Below are 21,277 nucleotides of genomic sequence, written 5' to 3' on the forward strand. Positions count from 1 at the left end.
TTTATTGATTCTTAAATTAAGCTAGTAATGAGACGGACTCACCGTGTTAATAGAATGACCCATTACCAATAATAATGATGCCAGTAGAGAACTAGCACCAAAGCGAAAACGCTCAGGTGTTAATGCTTCATCTCCAAGAATTGTCTCAACTAATCGAAAATAGTCTTTTGCATCAGCCAATGTTTTCACTCCACCAGCGGGCTTAAAACAAACCCTATGATCCGCCTTTTTAATGCATTCAAGCATCACTCTCGCGGCTTCAGGAGTGGCGTTAACGGGAACTTTTCCTGTCGACGTTTTAATAAAATCCGCTCCCGCCTGAATAGCAATTTGCGACGCTCTATGTATCATATCGGCAGACTTTAATTCGCCAGTCTCGATAATCACCTTAAGTACTGCGGGGCCACACGCATGCTTACAAGCCTGAACCAGTTGCAAACCAACCTGTTCATCGCCTGCCAATAAGCTCTGATAAGGAAACACCACATCCACCTCATCGGCACCATAAGCAAGACAGGCTTGAGTTTCCGCCACCGCTGCTTCAATATTATTGCGGCCATGGGGGAAATTACTCACAGTAGCCACTTTTACATTCTCTAAACCCAAACGCTGCAACTCTTGCTTGGCCCAAGGAATAAAGCGAGGATAAATACATAAAGCCGCCACGTTGACGTGAGTAAGTTGCTTTGCTTTGGCGGCACTTTCACATAAAGCAGTAATATCCGCTTCTGTATCTAAGTCGTTCAAACTGGTTAAATCCAGTAGACCTATAGCAAAGCCCGCTAATTCGGCATCGGTTAAAGACAATACACTCATAATAAACTCTCTAGCCATTTAACAATCAAATCCCCTAATAATTTAGCGGCCTTTTGACCTTCATCAAGGGTTTCTTCATGACTCAAAGCATTGCCAGACATCCCTGCACCCAAATTGGTAATAGACGAAATCGCAGCGACTTTCATACCACAATGACGAGCAACTAGGGTTTCTGGTACTGTACTCATTCCAATAGCATCCGCTCCCAAAAGCCGGAACATGCGTATTTCTGCAGGGGTTTCAAAAGTCGGTCCAACCGCCCACAGATACACGCCATTATGTAATTCAATCTTCATCTCTTTAGCGACGCGTTGAATGCTCGTACGCATATCTCTATCATAGGCTTGAGTTAAATCTAAAAAACGAGGGCCAATCGCCTCATCATTCTCACCCGTTAATGGATTCAAGCCCGTAAAGTTAATATGATCTTCGATTAACATTAAACTGCCAGGGGCCATTTCAGAATGTAAACTACCGGCCGCATTGGTGAGTAGCACCTGTTCACAGCCAATAAGCTTAAGAGCTCTTAATGGAATCTGTAACACTTCAGGTGAAATACCTTCATAGAGGTGGAAGCGTCCTTGCATACAAGCCACTTCTTGGTTGCCTAATGTTCCTATTACCAGCTGCCCTTTATGCCCATGCACTGTAGCCGTTGGGAAACCAGGTATATCGTAATAAGGAATAATCAGAGGATCTTCAATGGCATCCGCCAACGAACCTAAGCCACTGCCTAAAATAATGGCTACCTTAGGCTTACGTTGAGACAGTTTATTGCGGAGATATTCCGCACTTAATTGATATGCTTTCATACACCTTCCTTTTTAACTATAAAAAGTAGTCCACATTTAGCACAGGCTAATCCCTGTGGTTTTTACGCGGTTCCATGGCGATTTGAAAACCGTTAGCACTCGTAACACCCAGTGCTAACTTTTAGAGAGGAATTTATTTGAGGTTGTCAGGTCCAAAAGAGAAAGGCAACAACTCTTCCATTGTCATTGATTTTCTAACGCCTTCAGGGCCACAAATATGAATCATCGTATTGGTGTCTGAAAACTCTCTGATACGTTGACGACAACCACCACAGGGTGTGACTAGCTCATCACCTTTGCCGATCACATAAATGCTTTCGATTTGAGTTTGACCGTCGCGGACCATGGATGCTATCGCCCCTGCTTCAGCACAAGTGCCTTCTGGATAGGACGCATTTTCCACATTACAACCTGAATACAACAGACCAGATGCCGTACGTATTGCCGCTCCTACAGTAAACTTAGAGTAAGGCACATAGGCCTTACTCATGGCTTCCTTAGCAAGATCGAGCAACTCTTTATCAATAGATTGAGTCATTTTACGCTCTCTCTTTCACATAGGGTCGACCAACCGCTTTCGGTCCAATCGCTTTACCTATGAAACCAGCCAATAACAATACAGTGAGTACGTAAGGCAACACTTCTATTGCTTGTACTGGAATTTCTCCGATACCAGGTAAGGAAACACCTTGCATCCGAACCGCAACGGCATCTAAGAAGCCAAATAACAAGCACGCGAATAGAACTGGAACCGGCCTCCACTTACCAAAAATAAGAGCCGCTAATGCAATATAACCTTTACCGGCACTCATGTCTTTTAAGAAACCCGCATTATGTGCCGTAGAAAGATACGCACCTGCCAGTCCACATAAAATACCACAAATGATAACCGCTCTATAACGAAGAAAGGCAACGGATATACCTGCCGTATCTACCGCATGTGGGTTTTCACCTACCGCCCGTAAACGTAGACCAAAGCGTGTTTTGTAAATCACCCAATATGTTAACGGCACACAAGCAAACGCCAAATAAACCAGCACATTATGACCACTTAATAGCTCTGAATAAATTAGGCCTATTACAGGGACATCAGCAACGGCATCAGCAAAAGGCAATGTCAGTGAAAGGAATCGAGCGTCACCCGCAAGTGTGGGTGTCTGACCACCCATGCCAAACCAATCCAATCCTAACGTCACGGTTAAACCCGCAACAATTGTGTTAATAGCAACACCACTTACAATATGATCACCGCGATGGGTAATACAGGCAAAGCCGTGAATCAAAGCCAAACCTATGGATGCAAGCATCGCAAAAATAAGGCCTATCCAAGCAGAACCAAATACCGCCGCCGCTGCAGCCGCGGCAAACGCCCCTCCAAGAATTTTACCTTCAAGGCCAATATCAACAATACCTGAGCGTTCAGAGAACAAGCCTGCTAACGCTGCTAAAATTAATGGTGTTGACACTCGCATTGTGGCATCAAGAATCAAAATTAATGTTTCGAACATGATCTACCCCTACGCTACAGACTTGCGAATAAAGAAGCCTTCAATACGGTCTTTCAACATATTCTCTAATGCACCAGAAAACAAAATGACAAGACCCTGAATTACCACAACAATTTCGGGCGTAATGGTGGGAATTTCAAACGCAAGTTCTGACCCTCCCTGATATAAAGCACCGAATAAAATAGCCGCAACAATAATACCTACAGGATGGTTACGGCCCATTAATGACACCGCAATACCAGCAAACCCATAACCCGCCGTAAAGTTAAGCAATAGGCTATGGTTAACACCCATAATTTCATTTAAGCCAACGAAACCCGCTAACCCACCTGAAATTAGCATAACCCAAATGGTTACTTTAGAATTATCAATACCGGCATATACGGCCGCGGTTGCATTTGTTCCAAGCGTTCTTAACTGATATCCCCAACGGGTATGCCAAATTAAGCCCCACACAAATACACAGCAGATCAGCGCCCAAAGAAAGGAAGCGTTTAATGGTGATTCGCTAAGCTCAATCCCAAATGGCGCTAATAATTCATGCATGTAGGGTAGCCATGCCGATTCTTCAAAGGTACGACTGTTTGGCGACATGCGGCCATCTTGTTTGAGCCAGTTAACCAATAAATACACCATCAGAGAGGATGCAATAAAGTTAAACATTATGGTGGTTATAACAACATGACTACCTCGGCGCGCTTGTAAGTAAGCAGGGATATACGCCCAAGCGGCACCAAATAAAGCCCCTCCGATGATGGCTAATGGCGCGATGACCATTAAGGGTAATGAGGAATCAAACCATAAACACACCAGGCCGACACCTAAACCTCCTATATAGGCCTGGCCTTCACCACCGATATTAAATAAACCGGCTTTAAAGGCGACAGAAACGGCTAACCCTGTAAAAATAAGATTGGTTGCATAATAAAGGGTATAACCTATCCCTTCCTCATAGCCAAAAGCGCCATAAATTAGGTAACCCGCAGCTTCGATTGGATCTTCTCCTAATGCCAGAATCACCAAGGCAGAGACAAAAAAGGCCAACATAACATTTATGAAAGGAATAAGCGCAATGCTTACCCAAACAGGGACTTTCGCTTGATTCATGCTTTATCTCCTGTTTTCGATAATGGTCCGTTATAGGCATTTGCCATCATCAGTCCCAACGTTCTTTCGTCTGCATCACTTGCCGGTAATTCACCGACAACAGCACCATCAAACATCACCAGAATTCGATCACTTAACGCCATAATTTCATCCAACTCTACCGATACTAGTAAAATGGCTTTACCAGAATCCCTAAGCTTCACAATTTCTTCATGAATATTTTCAATTGCTCCGATGTCTACCCCTCGGGTTGGTTGTCCAATCAGAAGCACTTCTGGGTTTTGTTCCACTTCTCGGGCAATCACTATCTTCTGCTGATTACCACCAGAAAAATTAGCGGTTTTAAGGTGAGGGTTCGGTGGACGAACATCCCATTTAGCCATTCTCTCTTCACATTCAGAAAGCATGGCTTTCCGATTCAAAAGAATCGAACCATTGTAGGCCGACGAGTTATGGTATCCAAGAATAGCGGCTTCATACGCTTCAAAGCCAGTAACCAGCCCCATTTTGTGCCTGTCTTCTGGAACATGGGCCATTTTCAAATCTCGCATTTGAGACGCATTTTTAGGGTTAGCCGCGGTGATGGTTTCACCTGCAAATTGAATCTCTCCACTGGATAAAGAGGAGATACCAGATAACACGTTCAAAAGTTCACTTTGACCATTACCAGATACACCGGCAATACCAACGATCTCACCCGCGTTTAATTCAAAACTTACGTCTTTTAGACGTTTCACACCCTGACTGTCAACAAGGCTCAATTTTTTTGCTGATAATACGAGACCAGTCGGTTTCGCGTCGTCCTTATCTACTTTTAATCTGACTTTTTTTCCTACCATCAACTCAGCAAGCTCTTCTTTATCCGTGTTTTTCGTTTCACGGTGAGCAACCATTTGGCCTTGTCTCATTACTGAAACATTATCCGTTGAGGCCATAATTTCACGCAGTTTATGTGTAATCAGTAATACCGTTACACCCTGTTCTTTTAGAGATTTTAAAATAACAAACAGATGATCCGCCTCTTGTGGTGTTAATACACCAGTCGGTTCATCCAGTATTAAAATTTTAGCTCCACGATACAGCGCCTTCAATATCTCTACCCGTTGCTGTAAACCAACAGGTAATTCTTCAACAATGGCATCCACATCTACATCCAAGCTGTACTCAGAGGCAAGACGTTTCAATTCTAAACGAGCATCGTCTTTACCTTGACGCAATAACGCACCGCCTTCGGCACCCAACATTACGTTTTCAAGCACGGTAAAATTTTCAACCAGCATAAAATGCTGATGAACCATACCTATCCCTGCTTGAATGGCATCTTCAGAAGTACGAATGTGTGTTTTTTTCCCACCTATTTCAATTTCTCCAGTATCGGCTTCGTAAAAGCCGTAGATGATACTCATTAAAGTGGACTTTCCAGCACCATTTTCACCAATGATACCGTGAATTGTGCCAGTAGGAACTTGGAGGCAAATATCTTTGTTTGCTTGCACGGCACCGAAACGTTTACTAATGTCACGTAATTCGATCGCAAGTGGAGTTTTATTATCGTTCATAAGATTTGTGATTTATCTGCGTATGTTATTGGAGAAGCTTAGGACTTATCTAAGAAAAAAGATATCTCAGATTAAAGATCTCATTACTTCAGTTTATTGTTGTAATCATTTGGCCTTTATTTCAATAGGCGAAATGCACAGAGTACACCCATTAAATGCCAACCATCTATTTTTTGCAACAACTGTTTCACGCAGAAACTTTAGTTTCCGTCTTTGTTTTAAACAAAAACAGCCGTCTATTTGCATAGACGGCTGTTTAGCTAACTCAATTAAATATTACATGCATTATCTGACATGTAGTCATGAACCGATACTTTTCCGCTTACAATATCAGCACGAATGGCTTCTATTTTTGCTTTCATATCCACATCCACAAGAGACGCATTGTTGTCATCAAGTGCCCAATCAACACCGCCTTCAGCAAGACCTAGTACCGTTAAACCTGGAGCCCAGGTACCTTTTACGGCTTGATCGTAAGTGTTATAAGCCGCCAAATCAACACGCTTAACCATAGACGTTAACATAGTGCCTGGTTGTAAATGGTTTTGATTTGAATCAACGCCAATCGCAAATTTGCCTTCGTCTTTTGCTGCTTGGTATACACCAATACCGGTACCACCCGCTGCAGCAAAGATCACATCAACGCCTTGAGAGAATTGGCTTTTCGCTAATTCTGCCCCTTTTGTTGGGTCATTAAATGCGGAAGGAGTTGAACCTGTCATATTTTCAAATACGGTAGCATCGGACGTGACGTATTTCGCACCCTGCTCATAGCCGCAAGAGAAACGACGAATTAATGGAATATCCATTCCTCCAACGAAACCAACTTTTGCTGTTTCCGATTTCATAGCCGCTAAAGCACCAACGAGGAAAGATCCTTCGTGTTCTTTAAATACGATAGATTGAACATTAGGTAAATCAACGACCATATCAATAATAGTAAATTGTAGATCTGGGAAGTCTTTAGCAACGCGCTCAAGAGCAGACGCCATTGAGAAGCCTACCGCCACAATTGGAGAGTGACCACGTTTTGCTAGACGGCGTAAACCTTGCTCTGTTTGAGCTTCATTTTTCGGTTCAAACTCACGAACTTGAATACCTGAGTCTTTAGTGAATTTAACAATACCGTTATAAACACCTTCGTTGAATGATTTATCAAATTTACCCGCTTGATCGTAAACTACCGCTGGCTTTACATCCGCTGCATGAGCTGAAGAAACACTGATAGCTAACGCTGTAGCTGTAACAAGAAATGCACCTTTCATTCCGATTCCTCTTTTATGTTTTTTTATTAATCATTATTCGATGGACATTAATCCTGCCCATTTAGTCAAAAATAAACGTTATCTATCCATATCGCAATCATTATCCCTTATTTTACTAAAGGAGTATTATTCGATATACGTATGTATGCACTCTACCGTAAACGCCTTACATGACTCATTATGGTCATAAAACGTCTAATTTAAAAACGTCTTTATGTAATTTTATTAAACTCTATAGAAGGATTACTTTTGACAAGCGGGACAATACACAGTACTCCGTTGCCCTAAACGAGACTCTATCAATGCTTTCTGGCAGTTCACGCAAGGTTCCCCTGCACGCCCATATACAGATAAATTCTGTTTAAAATACCCAGGTTTACCATCACCACCAACAAAATCTTTGAGCGTTGTTCCTCCTTGCTTTATTGCCGCGGATAAAATCGTTTTTATATTATCCACTAACAGCGCTAGACGCTTCTTACTAATCCCACCGGCTGGCTTATCAGGCCGAATACCAGACATGAACAGAGCTTCATTCGCATAGATGTTACCAACACCAACGACGATTTTACTGTCCATAATAAAGGTCTTAATGGGTTTCTTTCTAGATTTCGCTTGAGCAGTTAAATAATCTACATTAAATTCATCCGTTAATGGCTCAGGCCCTAATGACCTTATTAAAGGGTGAGCAAACCAATCCTCTTCGGTCCATAAAATGGAGCCAAAACGTCGAGGATCCGTATAACGCAAACACTTTCCAGAACCTAATATAATGTCCACATGATCATGGAATAGGGCTTCTGTTTTTTGATCTACTAAATACAAACTACCAGACATGCCTAAATGCACTATCATGGTGCCAACATCCGTATGTATAGCAATGTATTTGCCTCGTCGAGTGACGGATCGAATTACTTGTTGTGCCAACCTTGTAGGTAATTCTGGCGTCACCGGCCACCTTAACATCGGCTGACGTATAACAACCCTATCTACTATAACATCCACTAGATAGGGCTCTATACCTTTTCGGGTAGTTTCAACTTCGGGTAATTCCGGCATAATTCATTCGCCCCTAAGTAATTTAAATGCATAATAAATGCCAAGTACATACATTGGCTAAATGTTATATTTTATGTATAAAAAAACCGGCTCGCGCCGGTTTTTTTATACATAAAAGCAAAATTATTTAATTTTAGCTTCTTTGTACATTACATGCTTACGAACAACAGGGTCGTATTTTTTAAACTCCAACTTGTCAGGAGTATTACGCTTGTTTTTATCCGTAGTGTAAAAATGACCGGTACCAGCAGATGATACCATGCGAATTAAATCGCGAGCGCCTTTAGATGCCATGGTTCAGCTCCTTATACTTTTTCGCCATTGGCACGAATATCAGCAAGAACTGATTCGATGCCTTTTTTATCGATGATACGCATACCTTTAGAAGACACACGAAGACGTACAAAGCGATTTTCGCCTTCTACCCAAAAACGGTGCCAATGAAGGTTAGGAAGAAAACGGCGTTTAGTACGACGTTTAGAGTGGGAAACGTTATTACCTGTAACAGGACGCTTACCCGTAACTTGACATACGCGAGACATAATAAAACCTTTCTAATGCTATCCAGAAAATTTTTGGAAGTGTTCTGCACTTCCTCAGGCGGAGCGTGGTCTTTGATCACCACTAAAATCCCATACCGAGGAATAGCGGCGCATATTCTCCCACAAGCACTATTGACTATCAAGAATTTGTGAAAAAAATAACCAACTTTCAACAATACAGCTAAATTTGGCCTCGTTCTGCCAGAGAAATAGGGGATCCATCCCCAATTACAAAATGATCTAGCAGTCTCACATCCACTAATTCTAAGGCCTTTTTGATTCGACTTGTTATTTGTATGTCAGCTTGACTTGGTTCAGCAACACCAGAAGGATGATTGTGTGCGAGAATGCAAGCAGCGGCATTTGCTTTCAACGCCGCCTTAACAATCTCTCTTGGATAAATTGCAGCCGCGTCAATCGTGCCGTAAAACAATTCTTTATATTGAATTAGCCGATGCTGACTGTCTAAAAATAAAACCGCAAACACTTCCCGTGGAGACATCTGTAAATGAGTTTTTAAATACGTTTTCACTAACTCAGCGCTAGTAAAAACATCTTCTCTTATAAGCTGCTCATTTAAATGCCTTTTTGTCATTTCTTGAACAGCTTGCAATTGAACAAATTTGGCTTCTCCAAAGCCGATACAAGCACAAAACTCTTCTTTAGAAGCCGACATCAATGATCTTAGCCCACCAAAATGTTGAATGGCTTGTCGAGCCAACTCCACGGCACTGACACCTTTTATACCAACTCGAAGAAATATAGCTAATAACTCTGCGTCACTTAACGACTCAGCCCCTTTGGACATCAGCTTTTCTCTGGGCCTTTCCTGTTCAGGCCAATGCTTGATACTCATGATCTACTCCTTGATCCATGATATTCTTTTACTTACGAACCTATTCACAAATATAGGGTCATATATCGAATCATTAAAGTACACAATAAACCATTAAAGAATTATTTAAGAAGCCTTTTTTATGACATTACTTAACGAAAAAAAGATTTTACTGGGCATTACAGGTGGTATTGCGGCTTATAAAAGCATTGAATTGGTTCGATTATTAAAAAAATCAGGTGCTCAGGTTCAAGTTGTTCTGACAAAAGGAGCACTAGCATTTGTGACGCCTATGACACTTCAAGCCGTGTCTGGCCTACCCGTAAGAACAAGCTTGCTAGACCCTGAAGCCGAGGCTGGAATGGGTCATATTGAATTAGCAAAATGGGCTGATCTTATATTAATTGCACCAGCTTCCGCTGACTTTATGGCTCGGCAAGCGGCAGGAATGGCCGATGACTTATTAACGACCCTTTGCTTAGCAACTGAATCCCCCGTCATAATCGCTCCGGCAATGAATCAAGCTATGTGGAAGCACCCTGCAACACAGCATAATTTATCCACGCTCATTGAAAGAAATATTACGACAGTAGGTCCCGACTCAGGCGCTCAAGCTTGTGGTGATATTGGTTATGGCCGTATGTCAGAACCCAATGCTATTTTCAATCAGGTCGTCAATTTTTTCAGTAAACCAACCTCCGCGCCTAGTGAAAATACACCGCTTCAAGGTCAACACTGGATGATCACAGCAGGACCCACTATGGAAGCAATTGACCCTGTGCGCTTCATTAGTAACCACAGTTCAGGCAAAATGGGTTATGCCCTAGCTAATGCGGCGGCAAAACTTGGCGCGAAAGTCACATTAATCAGTGGTCCGGTGCCCTTAGAAGCGCCTAAGAATATTACTACCGTTAAAATTCTTTCAGCATTAGATATGCTTGCTGCTTGTCGTCAAATTAGCCATGAAAACCAAGTGGATGTTTTTATCGGCGCGGCCGCTGTGGCCGACTTTCGAATTCAAGATATCGCCACCCAAAAAATGAAAAAACAAAGCAATACCGATGAAATGCAACTAAACCTAATAAAAAACCCTGACATCATAGCCACTGTTGTTGCTGAATCTATGGCAAAATTCGTTGTTGGTTTCGCGGCCGAAACGCAAAATGTCATTGCTTACGCACAAGATAAGCTCGCTAAAAAAGGCTTAGATCTAATTGTAGCCAATGATGTATCGAGAAAAGACATTGGTTTCAATCAAGATCAAAATGAAGTTACTGTGGTAGGCAAAAACACAACATGGTCGCCAGAGAAAGCCGATAAAACCGAATTGGCCTCTCTTTTAGTGCAATTTATTAGACAACAAAACCAATAATTTTTCACACCTAACCTTTGGAATAACAAACACGATGAAACAAGCCGTTCAATTAAAAATATTAAACGATAAAATAGGCAACAGCATCCCTTTACCAAGCTACGCCACTGAAGGCTCTGCAGGTCTTGATCTAAGAGCTTGCCTAGATGAAGCCATGACACTTGAGCCAGGCCAAACACAGTTAATTCCAACGGGGTTAGCCATCTATATTGAAGATCAAAATTTAGCGGCCACTATTCTACCTCGATCAGGACTTGGCCATAAACATGGTATCGTTTTAGGTAATCTTGTCGGGCTAATTGACTCAGATTATCAAGGAGAATTGATGGTGTCATGTTGGAATAGAGGTAAAGACACTTTTACAATCGAGCCGGGTGAGCGAATCGCACAATTAGTATTACTTCCCGTTGTGCAAGCTGACTTCACCTTAGTTGAGTCTTTTGAAGCAACGGACCGCGGTGAAGGTGGTTTTGGCCATACAGGAACAAAATAATTCCCCTTCCAGGCCCTCTGGGTAAGTGACGTCACAACTTACCCAGTTTTTATTTAATAGGTGCCCATCGAGAGCGGCTAACAACAAAACACAAATAACTCTCATTTTTTTATAGTGTATACCTTGATATCACGCTATTATTTCTCTCATTAGTACTTACTTACATACAGCGCACAACTTAATGTCACTGTATCGCCTTATTAGGTACGATATAATATCAATTCTATACCATTTTGTGCTTTAAGGAGCTTTAAATCATGCCGTTATCACGAGACTCTGCATTAGAAACAGCCAATGTTCTAAGTGAATCTCTTCCCTATATACAACGCTTTGCAGGGAAAACATTAGTCATTAAATACGGCGGTAACGCTATGACTGATAAGGCATTACAAGCTGGCTTTGCACGAGATATCGTTCTGATGAAGTTAATTGGAATCAACCCTATTGTGATCCATGGTGGAGGACCTCAAATAGGGCAAATGCTTTCTGACCTTAACATTGAATCAAAGTTTATAAACGGTATGCGTGTTACCGACTCTCGTACTATGGAAATTGTCGAAATGGTGTTAGGCGGTCAAGTAAATAAAGGCATCGTCGACCTTATCAGTCGTGCAGGTGGTAAAGCAATCGGCTTGACTGGTAAAGACAGTGGCTTTATACAAGCAAAAAAACTATTCGTAAAACACCAATCTGAGTCAATGGATACGCCAGAACAAATTGATATCGGTCATGTAGGCGAAGTTGTTTCTATTGATACTAGCGTATTAAAAGTATTAGAAAACAGTGATCTAATCCCTGTTATTGCGCCAATTGGTGTTGATTCAGAAGGCAATTCCTACAACATAAACGCCGATCTGGTTGCTGGCAAAGTGGCTGAGGCAGTTAATGCCGAAAAATTGATATTATTAACCAATATCGCCGGACTACAAGACAAAGCCGGCAACGTTCTGACAGGATTAAGTACCTTAGAAGTCGATGCATTAATCGCAGACGGTACTATTTATGGAGGTATGCTTCCAAAAATTAGTTGCGCACTTTCAGCTGTAAATGCAGGAGTAACCAGTGCTCATATTATTGATGGCAGAGTCCCCCATGCCACCTTATTAGAAATATTCACTGATGCGGGTGTTGGTACATTAATTTCAAATTCGAGCCAAACGTAAAACACTGTAGGTATTTTTCTAAAGTTTATAAGCAATGAATGCAAACTAAATCATGTACATGTTAGAACGAGAATATAATGACGACGAAAAAAATTGATCGACGGACCCAGATTTTACAGTCTTTAGCCCAAATGCTGGAAAGCAGCCCAGGCGCTCGTATAACGACAGCCGCACTTGCCAAACAAGTGGGTGTTTCAGAAGCGGCTTTGTATCGTCATTTTCCAAGTAAAGCAAAAATGTTTGAAGGTTTAATAGAGTTCATTGAAGAAACTATTTTCTCTCGCATAAATCTCATTCTACACGAAGAAAGCCAAGTTAATGCACGGCTACACATGATCTTATCCTTGGTCTTAGGGTTTGCAGAACAAAACCCTGGTATGTGTCGTTTACTTACCGGTGACGTCCTTGCTGGAGAAACTGAGCGCTTACGAACACGTATTTGTCAGCTATTTGATCGCATAGAGACTCAACTAAAGCAAGTTATCCGCGAAGCGGACTTAAAAGAAGGCTTAAAAGCAACAGCTGGTGTCGCAGCCAATGCCGAGCTATTAATTGCCATTATTGAAGGCAAAGTTCGACAATACGTACGCAGCGAATTTAAAAATAAACCAACAACAATGTGGGCAGAACAGTGGAATGCCATCGTGAAAAATTTGATGGTGAGTCGATAGTTATTATTAACGTAACACGATAAAATATAGGTAGAGATCAAGTTTCAATCTCTACCTAATAATAGAATTTTAGATACCGTACTTAGCACGGTATGCTTTGATTGATGATAGATATTGCGAAAATTCAGGTGATTTTTGCTCTTCGAGATAGACCATAATGTCATTTAAAGAGACTATACTGATTACTGGTATAGAAAAATCTCTTTCAACTTCTTGAATTGCAGACAAATCGCCCTTACCTTTTTCTTGTCTATCAAGTGCAATTAATACACCAGCAGGTTTTGCATTAGCATCTTGAATGATAGCCATAACCTCACGAATAGCGGTACCGGCGGTGATCACATCATCAATGATCATAACATTCCCGGCCAGTGGGGCTCCGACTAATGACCCACCTTCACCGTGGGCTTTAGCTTCTTTACGATTAAAAACGTAAGGAGTATCGCAATCATGATGATCATAAAGCGCTACTGCGGTAGTGGTAGCTAAAGGTATGCCTTTGTATGCAGGACCAAAAAGTACGTCGAAAGACACTGACGCATTCATAAGTGCTGCCGCATAGAAACGACCAAGCTTAGCAAGAGCTTGACCAGAATTAAATAAGCCTGCATTAAAGAAATACGGGCTTGTACGACCAGATTTGAGTGTAAACTCACCAAATCTTAGAACATTTTGTGAAATCGCGAATTCAATGAATTCTTTTTGGTAAGGTTGCATAACCAACTCCAGAAAGATAAAAATGTAAAAAACAACACGCTTTAACTCGTGTTATCCATGCCAAAAGTTTATGGTTGGTAATATAACACACGGCTTCGAATTATAGGGACCAGAAATGAAGGTCATTAGCCTTAATGTAAATGGTATAAAACAAGCGGCCGAACGTGGCTTTTTTGATTGGATGGTTCGACAGAATCCTGATGTTGTCTGCTTGCAAGATATTCAAGTAGATGAACGCAGTTTAAACGACAGCGTATTTTTCCCTCCAGGGTTTAATACCTATTTTTTTGACTCTATGGAAGACCCAAACACGGCTGGTGTAGCTATCTACTGTAAAGGCATGCCAAAAGCCATTATGACAGGTATGGGGTTTCCTGAGTGTGATTTTGAAGGTCGATATATTCAAGCGGATTTTGAAAACGTCAGTATTGGATCATTTTTAACACCTCATGGCTCCAACCATGAAACCACCCTACAAGAGCATAAATACCGATTTATGGAAGGGCTAAAGAACCATCTAATTAAAACTCGACGAAAGCGCAGGGAGTTTATTTTTTGCGGGACAGCCAATGTCGCTCGCTCACCAATCGATGTAAGTAGCTGGTTTGTCAATCAACGAAATTCAGGTTTTTTACCAGAAGAAAGAAAATGGATTAATGAAATTTTCAATGAGTTAGAGTACATAGACGCATTTCGACAGGTGAATAAGCAAGATAAGCAGTATACTTGGTGGCCAGACTATGAAAGGGCGTGGAAGCTCGATGAAGGTGGTCGTTTAGACTATCAAATCACAACCCCTAAGTTAAAGCATTTAATCCAAGGAGGCAGCGTTTATAAAGGACAACGTTTTGCTGATCATGCACCTTTAATAATGGAATACAATATAGACTGATTGTTGTTTCTAGGTTTTGTGATTAGAGCACCATACTAAAATACCCCATTGGTTTTTGCCAACTGGGGTATTTTTATACGATTAATAACCGGATATAGAGATACTACTTTAAGCGCTCGCTTTTTATCTTCATTTTGAAGTGGTAAATTTCTCTTGGACCAACAGTGTGAGCGTTCTCTAACGCATTAGCGCTCTCAACACAGACGAAAGATTGATAATCCTCATCATTCATATCGTTACGCTCTTTTGCAAGCTCTTCACCTGGATTCCACACCACTACACAAGCCGTCCCTTCCGTTTCAATTGAGATTCGGCGCCCCAACACAGGATCTTCTAAGTAAGTCATTGGCTCAGCGTCTAAATAAACTCGATCTAAATACACACAAGGAGAGATTGTTCCCGTTTGCCGATGGCGCCCTCCAGCAAACTTGTCTTCATATTCCGTTTTATCTAATCCTTTAATAACAGCCAAAGCGCTATCGCCAACACGGAAATAAGTATGTAACGCTTCTGACACCTGAATGGGCTCATTCGACAAGTTAGCCGCTGAAAATTTAACTTGAAAACCATCACCAAGACGAAATACTTGTTTTAGCTCAAACGCTTGTGGCCACATATCTTCAATCAGAGGGTGTTTTTCAGATTCAAGTTTGATAACCACTTTAATATCGCCATTTTTAAAACGCCCCACTTCTTCTAATTCCCAACGAAAATAGCGAGCAAGACCATGAGCAGGTAAATCAGGTTGCTGTACATTTGCGCCAAACCAAGGCCAGCAGACAGGAACACCAAAATGTTTACGACTAAAGCGAGTATCAGAACCATCATGAGACGATTGAAACAATATATCAGGCTCACCATTTGGCATAAAACTACTTAAATGGCCACCCCATAAAGCAATTCGAGCCGAAAAGCCCGGTTGCTCAATTAAAATCTCATCGCACCCCTTAAAACTAGACGCTCTAATTTCCCCACCAATCGCTTCCAACTCGTTGATCAGCTGGTGATCCATCTCATGCTCCTAACCAAAAATGTTATGACATATTAGACGGATACAAGATAAATTCAATACTTCCTAGAAATAAGGACAGAATCAACTGTCCACTATTGAGAATAGAAACGATACAGATCCATTGTAAACTAGATTTCTAACAAAGCACGGCTGCATATTATTTATAAACTAACGTTTGATTACGACCCTTTTCTTTCGCTTGATACAAAGCATCATCCGCTTTACTCAACCAGGTATCTACTGACAAATCCTTCTCATTCAACTGAGAAATCCCTAAACTGATCGTGATTTTGATATCTCCTTTAGGAGATTTGACAACCAAATTTTGAATTTTTTCTCTTATCTTTTCACAATAAATTAACGCACTTTCTTCATCGCAATTTGGCAATAAAATTGCAAATTCTTCACCACCAAAACGACCAACAAAATCCCCCTTTCGAGAACTACTTGATAAAATAGAGGACACCTCTTTCAATACGAGATCCCCCGTTTGATGACCATATCGATCATTGATTTTTTTAAAGAGATCAAGGTCTGCCATCACTAATGAATGCGCTGAAGTGGGTGCTCGTTTATAGCTTTCAAACACCATTTCTAGCGCTTTATCTAAGCTATTACGATTTTTCAATCCAGTTAAATCATCGGTAGTGCTCATTATATGAAGCTTTCGATTCGCCGCCGATAGAGCCGCTTTATTCGTGGCAACATCTGTAACATCATAAATGACTAAACAGACATATTTAATAGATCCATCGATATGACTCAGAGGTCTAATAGTCACATTTTGGAACATTTTTTCAGCTATTCCAGTAATTGGTCGATAGCTTTTGAAAGAAAACAAAAACGGTCGCTGTTCCCAAGAAATAAAGATAGGAGTTCTCAAGGCAACGACGTGATCTAATTTCTTCTGTAGCCATTCTGCATTTAAATCAGGAAAAACACTAAATAATGAAGTATTTTTAGCTGTTATAGAACTCATACCACTGTGGTTTTCCATAAAACTGTTCCACAATTGAATCTCATAATTGGTGTCTAAAACCACCAACCCGACATCAATATTATGTAACATGTCAAAAAGCCAATGAAGCTCAAACAACTCATTCGAAGTGTCAGACATTATTCTTCCTCAGCCAAATAAGACAGCAGTCTCTCAAGCACATCCACTGAATCTTCTGTAAATAACAACATAAGGTCACAACTTATCTGATAGTTTTCCACTTCATAAACGATTTCTACTGCTAGCGTTTTTTTCCAATGGGCTCGCTTGATATTAATCAGATCCTTAATAGGAACATGCTGCCCCAATAAAACCGGATGACTGTGGCTAAAATCTATATTCAATTGACCGCCAAGCGCAGACATAAAAGGCCCGATTAATACAGAAGAGACATCCATTAGTAACTCAACTTCCGCATCCCTATCCAACTCCCCACTGTAGTTAAGAAGTTTTGCCATATCAGGAAAGCTGGCATCAGAAAAAATCAATAATGCTTCAAAAGCAATACCAGAGCCAACGAAGCCTTGAGAAATAGCAGAACATTGATTCTCTTTTTCGCCATAGCCCAACGCCATTTGTAACTCACTGACTTCAAGCATATTTACATTTGGAACAGGAAGCTTAACAAATACATTCAGCATATCCGCTAGCACACTTGCCGCTTTCCCCATAGCGATGTTGGATACTTCTTGTAAACAGTCATTCAGTGAAAATGTTGCAGGAATTTTTGTTATATCATCTCGAATTTTTATAGCATGTCCATCGCCTACAGAATGAAATAAGCCATGCAATTCAAGCGCATTAATTACGGTTGTTTGTGTAGCAGGTTTTTTTAAAAAATCTAAAGCTCCGAGCTGCTTAACACGCTCTAATGCTTGAGGCTGAATATCTCCAGAAACAACAATTGTTTTTAGATTGATGGCTTTTTCTTGAAGCCGACTTAATGTGTCATAGCCATCCATAACGGGCATATTCAAATCTAAAAACATTAAATCAATACTTTTAACACTAATGATATCAAGTGCTTCTAATCCATTTTCTGCAAAATGGATTACCGCATCCCAGTCCTTAGGAATTAATTTCGCTAGTTGTTTACGCGCAATATTCGAGTCGTCACAAATTAGGACATTAGCACTCATAAACACTCTCTGATAATTAATACATTCATACACTTCGCTCTAGTAAAACCCTAGATTCAGTTATAACTTTCAGTCAACTTAATTAAAATATAGCCTAAACGTTAAATCAAACCAATGACACCAAAAACTGACTCACTGCATCTTCATCATAATATAATGACGCATCTTTCACTAATGGAGCAACTAAAATATCAACACCTAGGCTTTTTATAGTATCAATATCACTTGTAGCTTGCTGATTAAAGTATCTACTATCTAGTATTAAAAAATCTAAAATCCCTTTAGAATTCATAGTCGACTCTCCAGATACAGTCTTAATAATTGTTTCAACTTGTTGTACCAAACCCATTCCCAATTGTTCAGGATCCAATCCTAAGTTCGGTAAGTATACTTTTAGATTTGGATTTGACTTTATTGATTCAGCAACACCGACTGGTAGCAGGTTGGCTAAAAGACTGCTGTAAAAGCTCCCCGGAGGATAGCATATAAGATCAGCATTTTTTATCATATCTTGTCGGTCTAACAATACGTTACATTTAATTGGACAACAATCAATTGGAGACTCACTTAAAAAAATACGCTTAATAGGCGTTGCTAGAGGTGCTTTTTCTTTACCTGTAATATTGTGCTGGCCTATAACAATGTCTCCATTATCAAGTTCAGCCGCTAGATGATAGGTGGAATTTACAATAGTTTGAACGGTTCCGAGCGCGCCGACTAATCGAGAAAATAAAAATACGATCGAATCAAGCTGCTGCTGATTATTTAAATAGCCGCCCGCGATAATCAAATTACCAATACTCGCCCCACGCAAATCAAAGTTTGCAGATATTCTAGAGAGAATAACAGATAACTGTGTTCGAATGAGTTGACGCATTGGCTCCATTATAGGCGTAATTAACTCATGCTGACCTTCCACCATACGAATTAGTTCTTGTTTTAATTCGGTCAAAGAGCCTGTTTTATCTAATCGATAATTAAATAATTTATACACTTCAGGCTGACCCAATACTGTTTCATCCGCCAAAGCCATTAGACGACTACGCAAATCCCCTATCGCCGGCATAGTAAACTCATCCCTCAAACGGGCGGAACTGCCTCCAGAATCAAAAGGAGTAACAAGGTGAATGGAGTTATGAGTATAGTGCTTTAAAGTACGACTAATCTTATTAAGAGCAGACCCACCACTGAAGAAGAGGATTTTAGGTCCAAGTTCTGGCATCTTTTGACAACGACGAATACGAATTGGATCGGGGAACGAAAATTTACGCCAAAGTAACGATGTATAATCCATGCTTTTTAAAAATCTTTTTGCTTAAAGGAGAGTCAGTCGTATCATTATAGCTAATCAGTAAAGACAAAGTTATTACGTCCGTTTGATTTCGCTAGAAATAATCTCTTGTCCGCTAAATCAAAGCATTTTAAAAACTCGTTTCCAGATTCAAAACTCATCGCGATACCAATACTAAGACTTAAAAAAGCGGAGCCCGCTTTTGGATGAGCTATTTTGCTATCATTGACGGCTTTCAACGCATTCTCAGCGACAATTAATGTTTCTTGCAATGTGATCTCAAATAACACAACAACGAATTCTTCTCCTCCATAGCGAAGGCAAAGTCCGTTTTCAGGTGTAACAGAACTTAGCGCATTAGCAACACGCTTTAAAGCGTCGTCACCAGCCAAATGACCTAACATATCGTTGTAGCTTTTAAAAAAATCTATGTCAAAAACTAGCATAGAATATTCTCGAGCTACTTTATCTTGGGTAATATCATCTGATATCTGATCAAATTTCTTTCGGTTATACAGCCCTGTCAACGAGTCTCTATACGCCTGATCTTCAACCTCTGACAAATTTTTCTCATACATGGCCGCCGCATTCTGTCTTTCAGTCACATCAACTAAACTCAATAAAAGAGATTTTTCATTCTCCCAGATGATAGGAACAGCAAGAAGATCAAACCACCGGTGATATACCTCATCATAATAGGATTCTAATAACACTTTAGGATCACTATCCTCATCTAAATAATATTCACAGTAAGGAATGTCATGAAACTCTTCAGGTAGGTTTTGTATTGAGTGTATAGATGAAACTGAAAAAACATCAGCAAAATATTCATTGTGATACACAATATTTTGTTTTGTTAACACAGCAATGCGTAAGTTAGAATGTCTAATAACATCGGCTAATTGTCGACTAACACGAGTAATAGTAAGTTGTTGTGCCTCTATTTTGACAAGAAATTCCCTTAATTGAAAAGCAAACTCTCCAATTTCATTCCTATCTTTAAATTGGATTAATTGTTGACTGGTTAACACACCAGAAGCCAACAACTTCCTTAATAATTGAATCCGATTAAAAAGCTTATACCTAAGGCCCAAATAAATACACAATATGATAAGCACACTAGTAAAGACAATTGCATTCAGCCTTAACTGTGCATTTTTTGCATCCATCACTAATTTTGAGGCTTGCCCAGATAAGTTTTCCTTTGTGCCATTAAATAAAGCGGTAACATAATCCAAAATATTTTCTGAAATAATACTGTTCTGTGTTGATATACCCACTAATTTAAATTGAATATCACTTCTAATCTCTAGCATAGAAACGAGCCCTAATGGTCCATTAATCTCTGAATTAATTAACATTAAGGTATGAGTATCCGATTCCAATTCAAGTTCGTTTAATAGAGACAAACCTGCTAGAAGATCTTTTTGTGCTCGTTGAATTTCAAACTTTCTTGTTTTTAAAACTAAATCAAATAACGAGCGCGAGACTTGATAGGACAGAGTATTCCAACGATATGCAACCTCTAAAGATTCATGCTGATTATCAAGCTGTTTTTCTTCAAAGTAATCAAGAATGGATGAAATTTTACGATCAATTTGAGAATTTAACTGCAAATTTTTACTTTTTTGCTGATATAACGCTACTAACCCAGGCTCTAATACGGAGATGAGAGAGCTCATTTTCCCAAAAAACTCTTTATCCTGCATCGACTCTAAATCAATCCGTGTGATTTTTATCAGAGCATCCACTTCTTCATACGAGGTTCTTAATTTAGCAAGCGAGTTGGCATTAATAAGCTCGCGGCTATATGAAGACAAACTTGTTACATGTAGCTTAAGTCTCGATAAAATTTCAAAGTTAGGCACGATCGTTTTTTCATTGTATTCCGCATTTTTCTGAAACATATTCAAACGATCAAACGCAATTACACTTATTGAAATTAAACAAATCACAATAAGAAAGAAACCAAGCCCAATTTGCCAACTAATACGATAAAACCGCTTATGACTCTTATTGAATGGCAT

General features: G+C 40.2%; 22 protein-coding genes. 5 read left to right on the forward strand and 17 right to left on the reverse strand.

The genetic code is table 11. The features are described from left to right. Positions 1–21 precede the first annotated feature (21 nt). The 11 genes from deoC to radC all read right to left on the reverse strand — a co-directional run bounded on the left by deoC (position 22) and on the right by radC (position 9,524). Complete coding sequence (gene deoC, locus O1D97_RS19035) at positions 22–816, reverse strand: deoxyribose-phosphate aldolase (RefSeq protein ID WP_269127792.1); 795 nt, start codon at positions 814–816, stop codon at positions 22–24. Further along, positions 813–1,628: a purine-nucleoside phosphorylase gene (locus O1D97_RS19040; protein ID WP_269127793.1), complete on the reverse strand. Its 816-nt coding sequence runs from the start codon at positions 1,626–1,628 to the stop codon at positions 813–815. Before O1D97_RS19040 ends, deoC begins: the two co-directional genes overlap by 4 nt. Before the next feature lie 133 nt (positions 1,629–1,761). Continuing rightward, a complete protein-coding gene (locus O1D97_RS19045) occupies positions 1,762–2,166 on the reverse strand; it encodes a cytidine deaminase (RefSeq protein ID WP_269127794.1) in 405 nt (134 codons plus the stop codon). Between the two features lies 1 nt (position 2,167). Beyond that, the gene (locus O1D97_RS19050) at positions 2,168–3,136 is read right to left on the reverse strand and encodes an ABC transporter permease (RefSeq protein WP_269127796.1); all 969 of its coding nucleotides are present in this window, start codon (positions 3,134–3,136) and stop codon (positions 2,168–2,170) included. Positions 3,137–3,145: 9 nt separating this feature from the next. Continuing rightward, on the reverse strand, positions 3,146–4,243 hold the full coding sequence (locus tag O1D97_RS19055) for an ABC transporter permease (RefSeq protein WP_269127797.1): 1,098 nt from the start codon (positions 4,241–4,243) through the stop codon (positions 3,146–3,148). Then, positions 4,240–5,802, reverse strand: a complete 1,563-nt coding sequence (locus O1D97_RS19060; RefSeq protein WP_269127798.1) for an ABC transporter ATP-binding protein — start codon at positions 5,800–5,802, stop codon at positions 4,240–4,242. The genes O1D97_RS19055 and O1D97_RS19060 overlap by 4 nt, the downstream gene beginning before the upstream one ends. 269 nt (positions 5,803–6,071) lie before the next feature. Then, positions 6,072–7,067, reverse strand: a complete 996-nt coding sequence (locus O1D97_RS19065) for a BMP family lipoprotein (RefSeq protein WP_269127799.1) — start codon at positions 7,065–7,067, stop codon at positions 6,072–6,074. A 243-nt stretch (positions 7,068–7,310) separates the two neighbouring features. After that, complete coding sequence (gene mutM, locus O1D97_RS19070; protein ID WP_269127800.1) at positions 7,311–8,126, reverse strand: bifunctional DNA-formamidopyrimidine glycosylase/DNA-(apurinic or apyrimidinic site) lyase; 816 nt, start codon at positions 8,124–8,126, stop codon at positions 7,311–7,313. Positions 8,127–8,249: 123 nt separating this feature from the next. Next, positions 8,250–8,420 (reverse strand): 50S ribosomal protein L33, encoded by a 171-nt coding sequence (rpmG, locus tag O1D97_RS19075; RefSeq protein ID WP_191602019.1) that lies wholly within the window; start codon positions 8,418–8,420, stop codon positions 8,250–8,252. 11 nt (positions 8,421–8,431) lie between these two features. Next, positions 8,432–8,668: a 50S ribosomal protein L28 gene (gene rpmB, locus O1D97_RS19080; protein ID WP_269127801.1), complete on the reverse strand. Its 237-nt coding sequence runs from the start codon at positions 8,666–8,668 to the stop codon at positions 8,432–8,434. Between the two features lie 181 nt (positions 8,669–8,849). Continuing rightward, positions 8,850–9,524 carry a RadC family protein gene (gene radC, locus O1D97_RS19085; RefSeq protein WP_269127802.1) on the reverse strand — a complete coding sequence of 225 codons (675 nt, stop codon included), beginning with the start codon at positions 9,522–9,524 and terminating at the stop codon, positions 8,850–8,852. A 121-nt stretch (positions 9,525–9,645) separates the two neighbouring features. Between radC and coaBC the strand changes: the two genes are divergently transcribed. The 4 genes from coaBC (at position 9,646) to slmA (ending at position 13,202) form a co-directional block, all read left to right on the forward strand. After that, positions 9,646–10,875, forward strand: coding sequence for a bifunctional phosphopantothenoylcysteine decarboxylase/phosphopantothenate--cysteine ligase CoaBC (gene coaBC / locus O1D97_RS19090; protein ID WP_269127803.1), 1,230 nt, complete (start codon positions 9,646–9,648; stop codon positions 10,873–10,875). A 34-nt stretch (positions 10,876–10,909) separates the two neighbouring features. Next, a complete protein-coding gene (gene dut, locus O1D97_RS19095; protein ID WP_269127804.1) occupies positions 10,910–11,368 on the forward strand; it encodes a dUTP diphosphatase in 459 nt (152 codons plus the stop codon). A gap of 257 nt (positions 11,369–11,625) precedes the next feature. Beyond that, positions 11,626–12,531, forward strand: coding sequence for an acetylglutamate kinase (gene argB / locus O1D97_RS19100; RefSeq protein WP_269127806.1), 906 nt, complete (start codon positions 11,626–11,628; stop codon positions 12,529–12,531). 77 nt (positions 12,532–12,608) lie between these two features. Then, complete coding sequence (gene slmA, locus O1D97_RS19105; RefSeq protein WP_269127808.1) at positions 12,609–13,202, forward strand: nucleoid occlusion factor SlmA; 594 nt, start codon at positions 12,609–12,611, stop codon at positions 13,200–13,202. A 69-nt stretch (positions 13,203–13,271) separates the two neighbouring features. On the opposite strand, the gene pyrE is transcribed toward slmA, so the two are convergent. Continuing rightward, positions 13,272–13,919, reverse strand: a complete 648-nt coding sequence (pyrE, locus tag O1D97_RS19110; protein ID WP_269127809.1) for an orotate phosphoribosyltransferase — start codon at positions 13,917–13,919, stop codon at positions 13,272–13,274. 115 nt (positions 13,920–14,034) lie between these two features. Here pyrE and O1D97_RS19115 point away from each other — a divergent pair, with 115 nt between their 5' ends. Beyond that, the gene (locus O1D97_RS19115) at positions 14,035–14,811 is read left to right on the forward strand and encodes an exodeoxyribonuclease III (protein WP_269127810.1); all 777 of its coding nucleotides are present in this window, start codon (positions 14,035–14,037) and stop codon (positions 14,809–14,811) included. 103 nt (positions 14,812–14,914) lie between these two features. On the opposite strand, the gene O1D97_RS19120 is transcribed toward O1D97_RS19115, so the two are convergent. From O1D97_RS19120 to O1D97_RS19140, 5 genes are all read right to left on the reverse strand, one after another. Then, on the reverse strand, positions 14,915–15,823 hold the full coding sequence (locus O1D97_RS19120; protein WP_269127811.1) for a D-hexose-6-phosphate mutarotase: 909 nt from the start codon (positions 15,821–15,823) through the stop codon (positions 14,915–14,917). 157 nt (positions 15,824–15,980) lie between these two features. Next, positions 15,981–16,940, reverse strand: a complete 960-nt coding sequence (locus O1D97_RS19125; RefSeq protein WP_269127812.1) for a GGDEF domain-containing protein — start codon at positions 16,938–16,940, stop codon at positions 15,981–15,983. Then, on the reverse strand, positions 16,940–17,959 hold the full coding sequence (locus O1D97_RS19130; RefSeq protein WP_269127813.1) for a response regulator: 1,020 nt from the start codon (positions 17,957–17,959) through the stop codon (positions 16,940–16,942). The genes O1D97_RS19125 and O1D97_RS19130 overlap by 1 nt, the downstream gene beginning before the upstream one ends. A 106-nt stretch (positions 17,960–18,065) precedes the next feature. Beyond that, complete coding sequence (locus O1D97_RS19135) at positions 18,066–19,253, reverse strand: GAK system CofD-like protein (RefSeq protein WP_269127814.1); 1,188 nt, start codon at positions 19,251–19,253, stop codon at positions 18,066–18,068. 50 nt (positions 19,254–19,303) lie between these two features. Continuing rightward, the gene (locus O1D97_RS19140; RefSeq protein WP_269127816.1) at positions 19,304–21,277 is read right to left on the reverse strand and encodes a GGDEF domain-containing protein; all 1,974 of its coding nucleotides are present in this window, start codon (positions 21,275–21,277) and stop codon (positions 19,304–19,306) included.

Origin of the sequence: Marinomonas phaeophyticola, from assembly GCF_026966905.1 — a bacterium.
Taxonomy (GTDB): domain Bacteria; phylum Pseudomonadota; class Gammaproteobacteria; order Pseudomonadales; family Marinomonadaceae; genus Marinomonas; species Marinomonas phaeophyticola.

Excerpts from the sequence above, each read along its gene's own strand:
- O1D97_RS19120 (WP_269127811.1), bottom strand. The coding sequence starts at position 15,823 with ATGGATCACCAGCTGATCAACGAGTTGGAAGCGATTGGTGGGGAAATT.
- O1D97_RS19045 (WP_269127794.1), bottom strand. The coding sequence starts at position 2,166 with ATGACTCAATCTATTGATAAAGAGTTGCTCGATCTTGCTAAGGAAGCC.
- O1D97_RS19040 (WP_269127793.1), bottom strand. The coding sequence starts at position 1,628 with ATGAAAGCATATCAATTAAGTGCGGAATATCTCCGCAATAAACTGTCT.
- pyrE (WP_269127809.1), bottom strand. The coding sequence starts at position 13,919 with ATGCAACCTTACCAAAAAGAATTCATTGAATTCGCGATTTCACAAAAT.
- O1D97_RS19125 (WP_269127812.1), bottom strand. The coding sequence starts at position 16,940 with ATGTCTGACACTTCGAATGAGTTGTTTGAGCTTCATTGGCTTTTTGAC.
- deoC (WP_269127792.1), bottom strand. The coding sequence starts at position 816 with ATGAGTGTATTGTCTTTAACCGATGCCGAATTAGCGGGCTTTGCTATA.
- O1D97_RS19060 (WP_269127798.1), bottom strand. The coding sequence starts at position 5,802 with ATGAACGATAATAAAACTCCACTTGCGATCGAATTACGTGACATTAGT.
- rpmB (WP_269127801.1), bottom strand. The coding sequence starts at position 8,668 with ATGTCTCGCGTATGTCAAGTTACGGGTAAGCGTCCTGTTACAGGTAAT.
- O1D97_RS19115 (WP_269127810.1), top strand. The coding sequence starts at position 14,035 with ATGAAGGTCATTAGCCTTAATGTAAATGGTATAAAACAAGCGGCCGAA.
- O1D97_RS19130 (WP_269127813.1), bottom strand. The coding sequence starts at position 17,959 with ATGAGTGCTAATGTCCTAATTTGTGACGACTCGAATATTGCGCGTAAA.
- radC (WP_269127802.1), bottom strand. The coding sequence starts at position 9,524 with ATGAGTATCAAGCATTGGCCTGAACAGGAAAGGCCCAGAGAAAAGCTG.
- mutM (WP_269127800.1), bottom strand. The coding sequence starts at position 8,126 with ATGCCGGAATTACCCGAAGTTGAAACTACCCGAAAAGGTATAGAGCCC.
- O1D97_RS19065 (WP_269127799.1), bottom strand. The coding sequence starts at position 7,067 with ATGAAAGGTGCATTTCTTGTTACAGCTACAGCGTTAGCTATCAGTGTT.
- argB (WP_269127806.1), top strand. The coding sequence starts at position 11,626 with ATGCCGTTATCACGAGACTCTGCATTAGAAACAGCCAATGTTCTAAGT.
- O1D97_RS19055 (WP_269127797.1), bottom strand. The coding sequence starts at position 4,243 with ATGAATCAAGCGAAAGTCCCTGTTTGGGTAAGCATTGCGCTTATTCCT.
- O1D97_RS19135 (WP_269127814.1), bottom strand. The coding sequence starts at position 19,253 with ATGGATTATACATCGTTACTTTGGCGTAAATTTTCGTTCCCCGATCCA.
- slmA (WP_269127808.1), top strand. The coding sequence starts at position 12,609 with ATGACGACGAAAAAAATTGATCGACGGACCCAGATTTTACAGTCTTTA.
- O1D97_RS19140 (WP_269127816.1), bottom strand. The coding sequence starts at position 21,277 with ATGCCATTCAATAAGAGTCATAAGCGGTTTTATCGTATTAGTTGGCAA.
- coaBC (WP_269127803.1), top strand. The coding sequence starts at position 9,646 with ATGACATTACTTAACGAAAAAAAGATTTTACTGGGCATTACAGGTGGT.
- rpmG (WP_191602019.1), bottom strand. The coding sequence starts at position 8,420 with ATGGCATCTAAAGGCGCTCGCGATTTAATTCGCATGGTATCATCTGCT.
- dut (WP_269127804.1), top strand. The coding sequence starts at position 10,910 with ATGAAACAAGCCGTTCAATTAAAAATATTAAACGATAAAATAGGCAAC.
- O1D97_RS19050 (WP_269127796.1), bottom strand. The coding sequence starts at position 3,136 with ATGTTCGAAACATTAATTTTGATTCTTGATGCCACAATGCGAGTGTCA.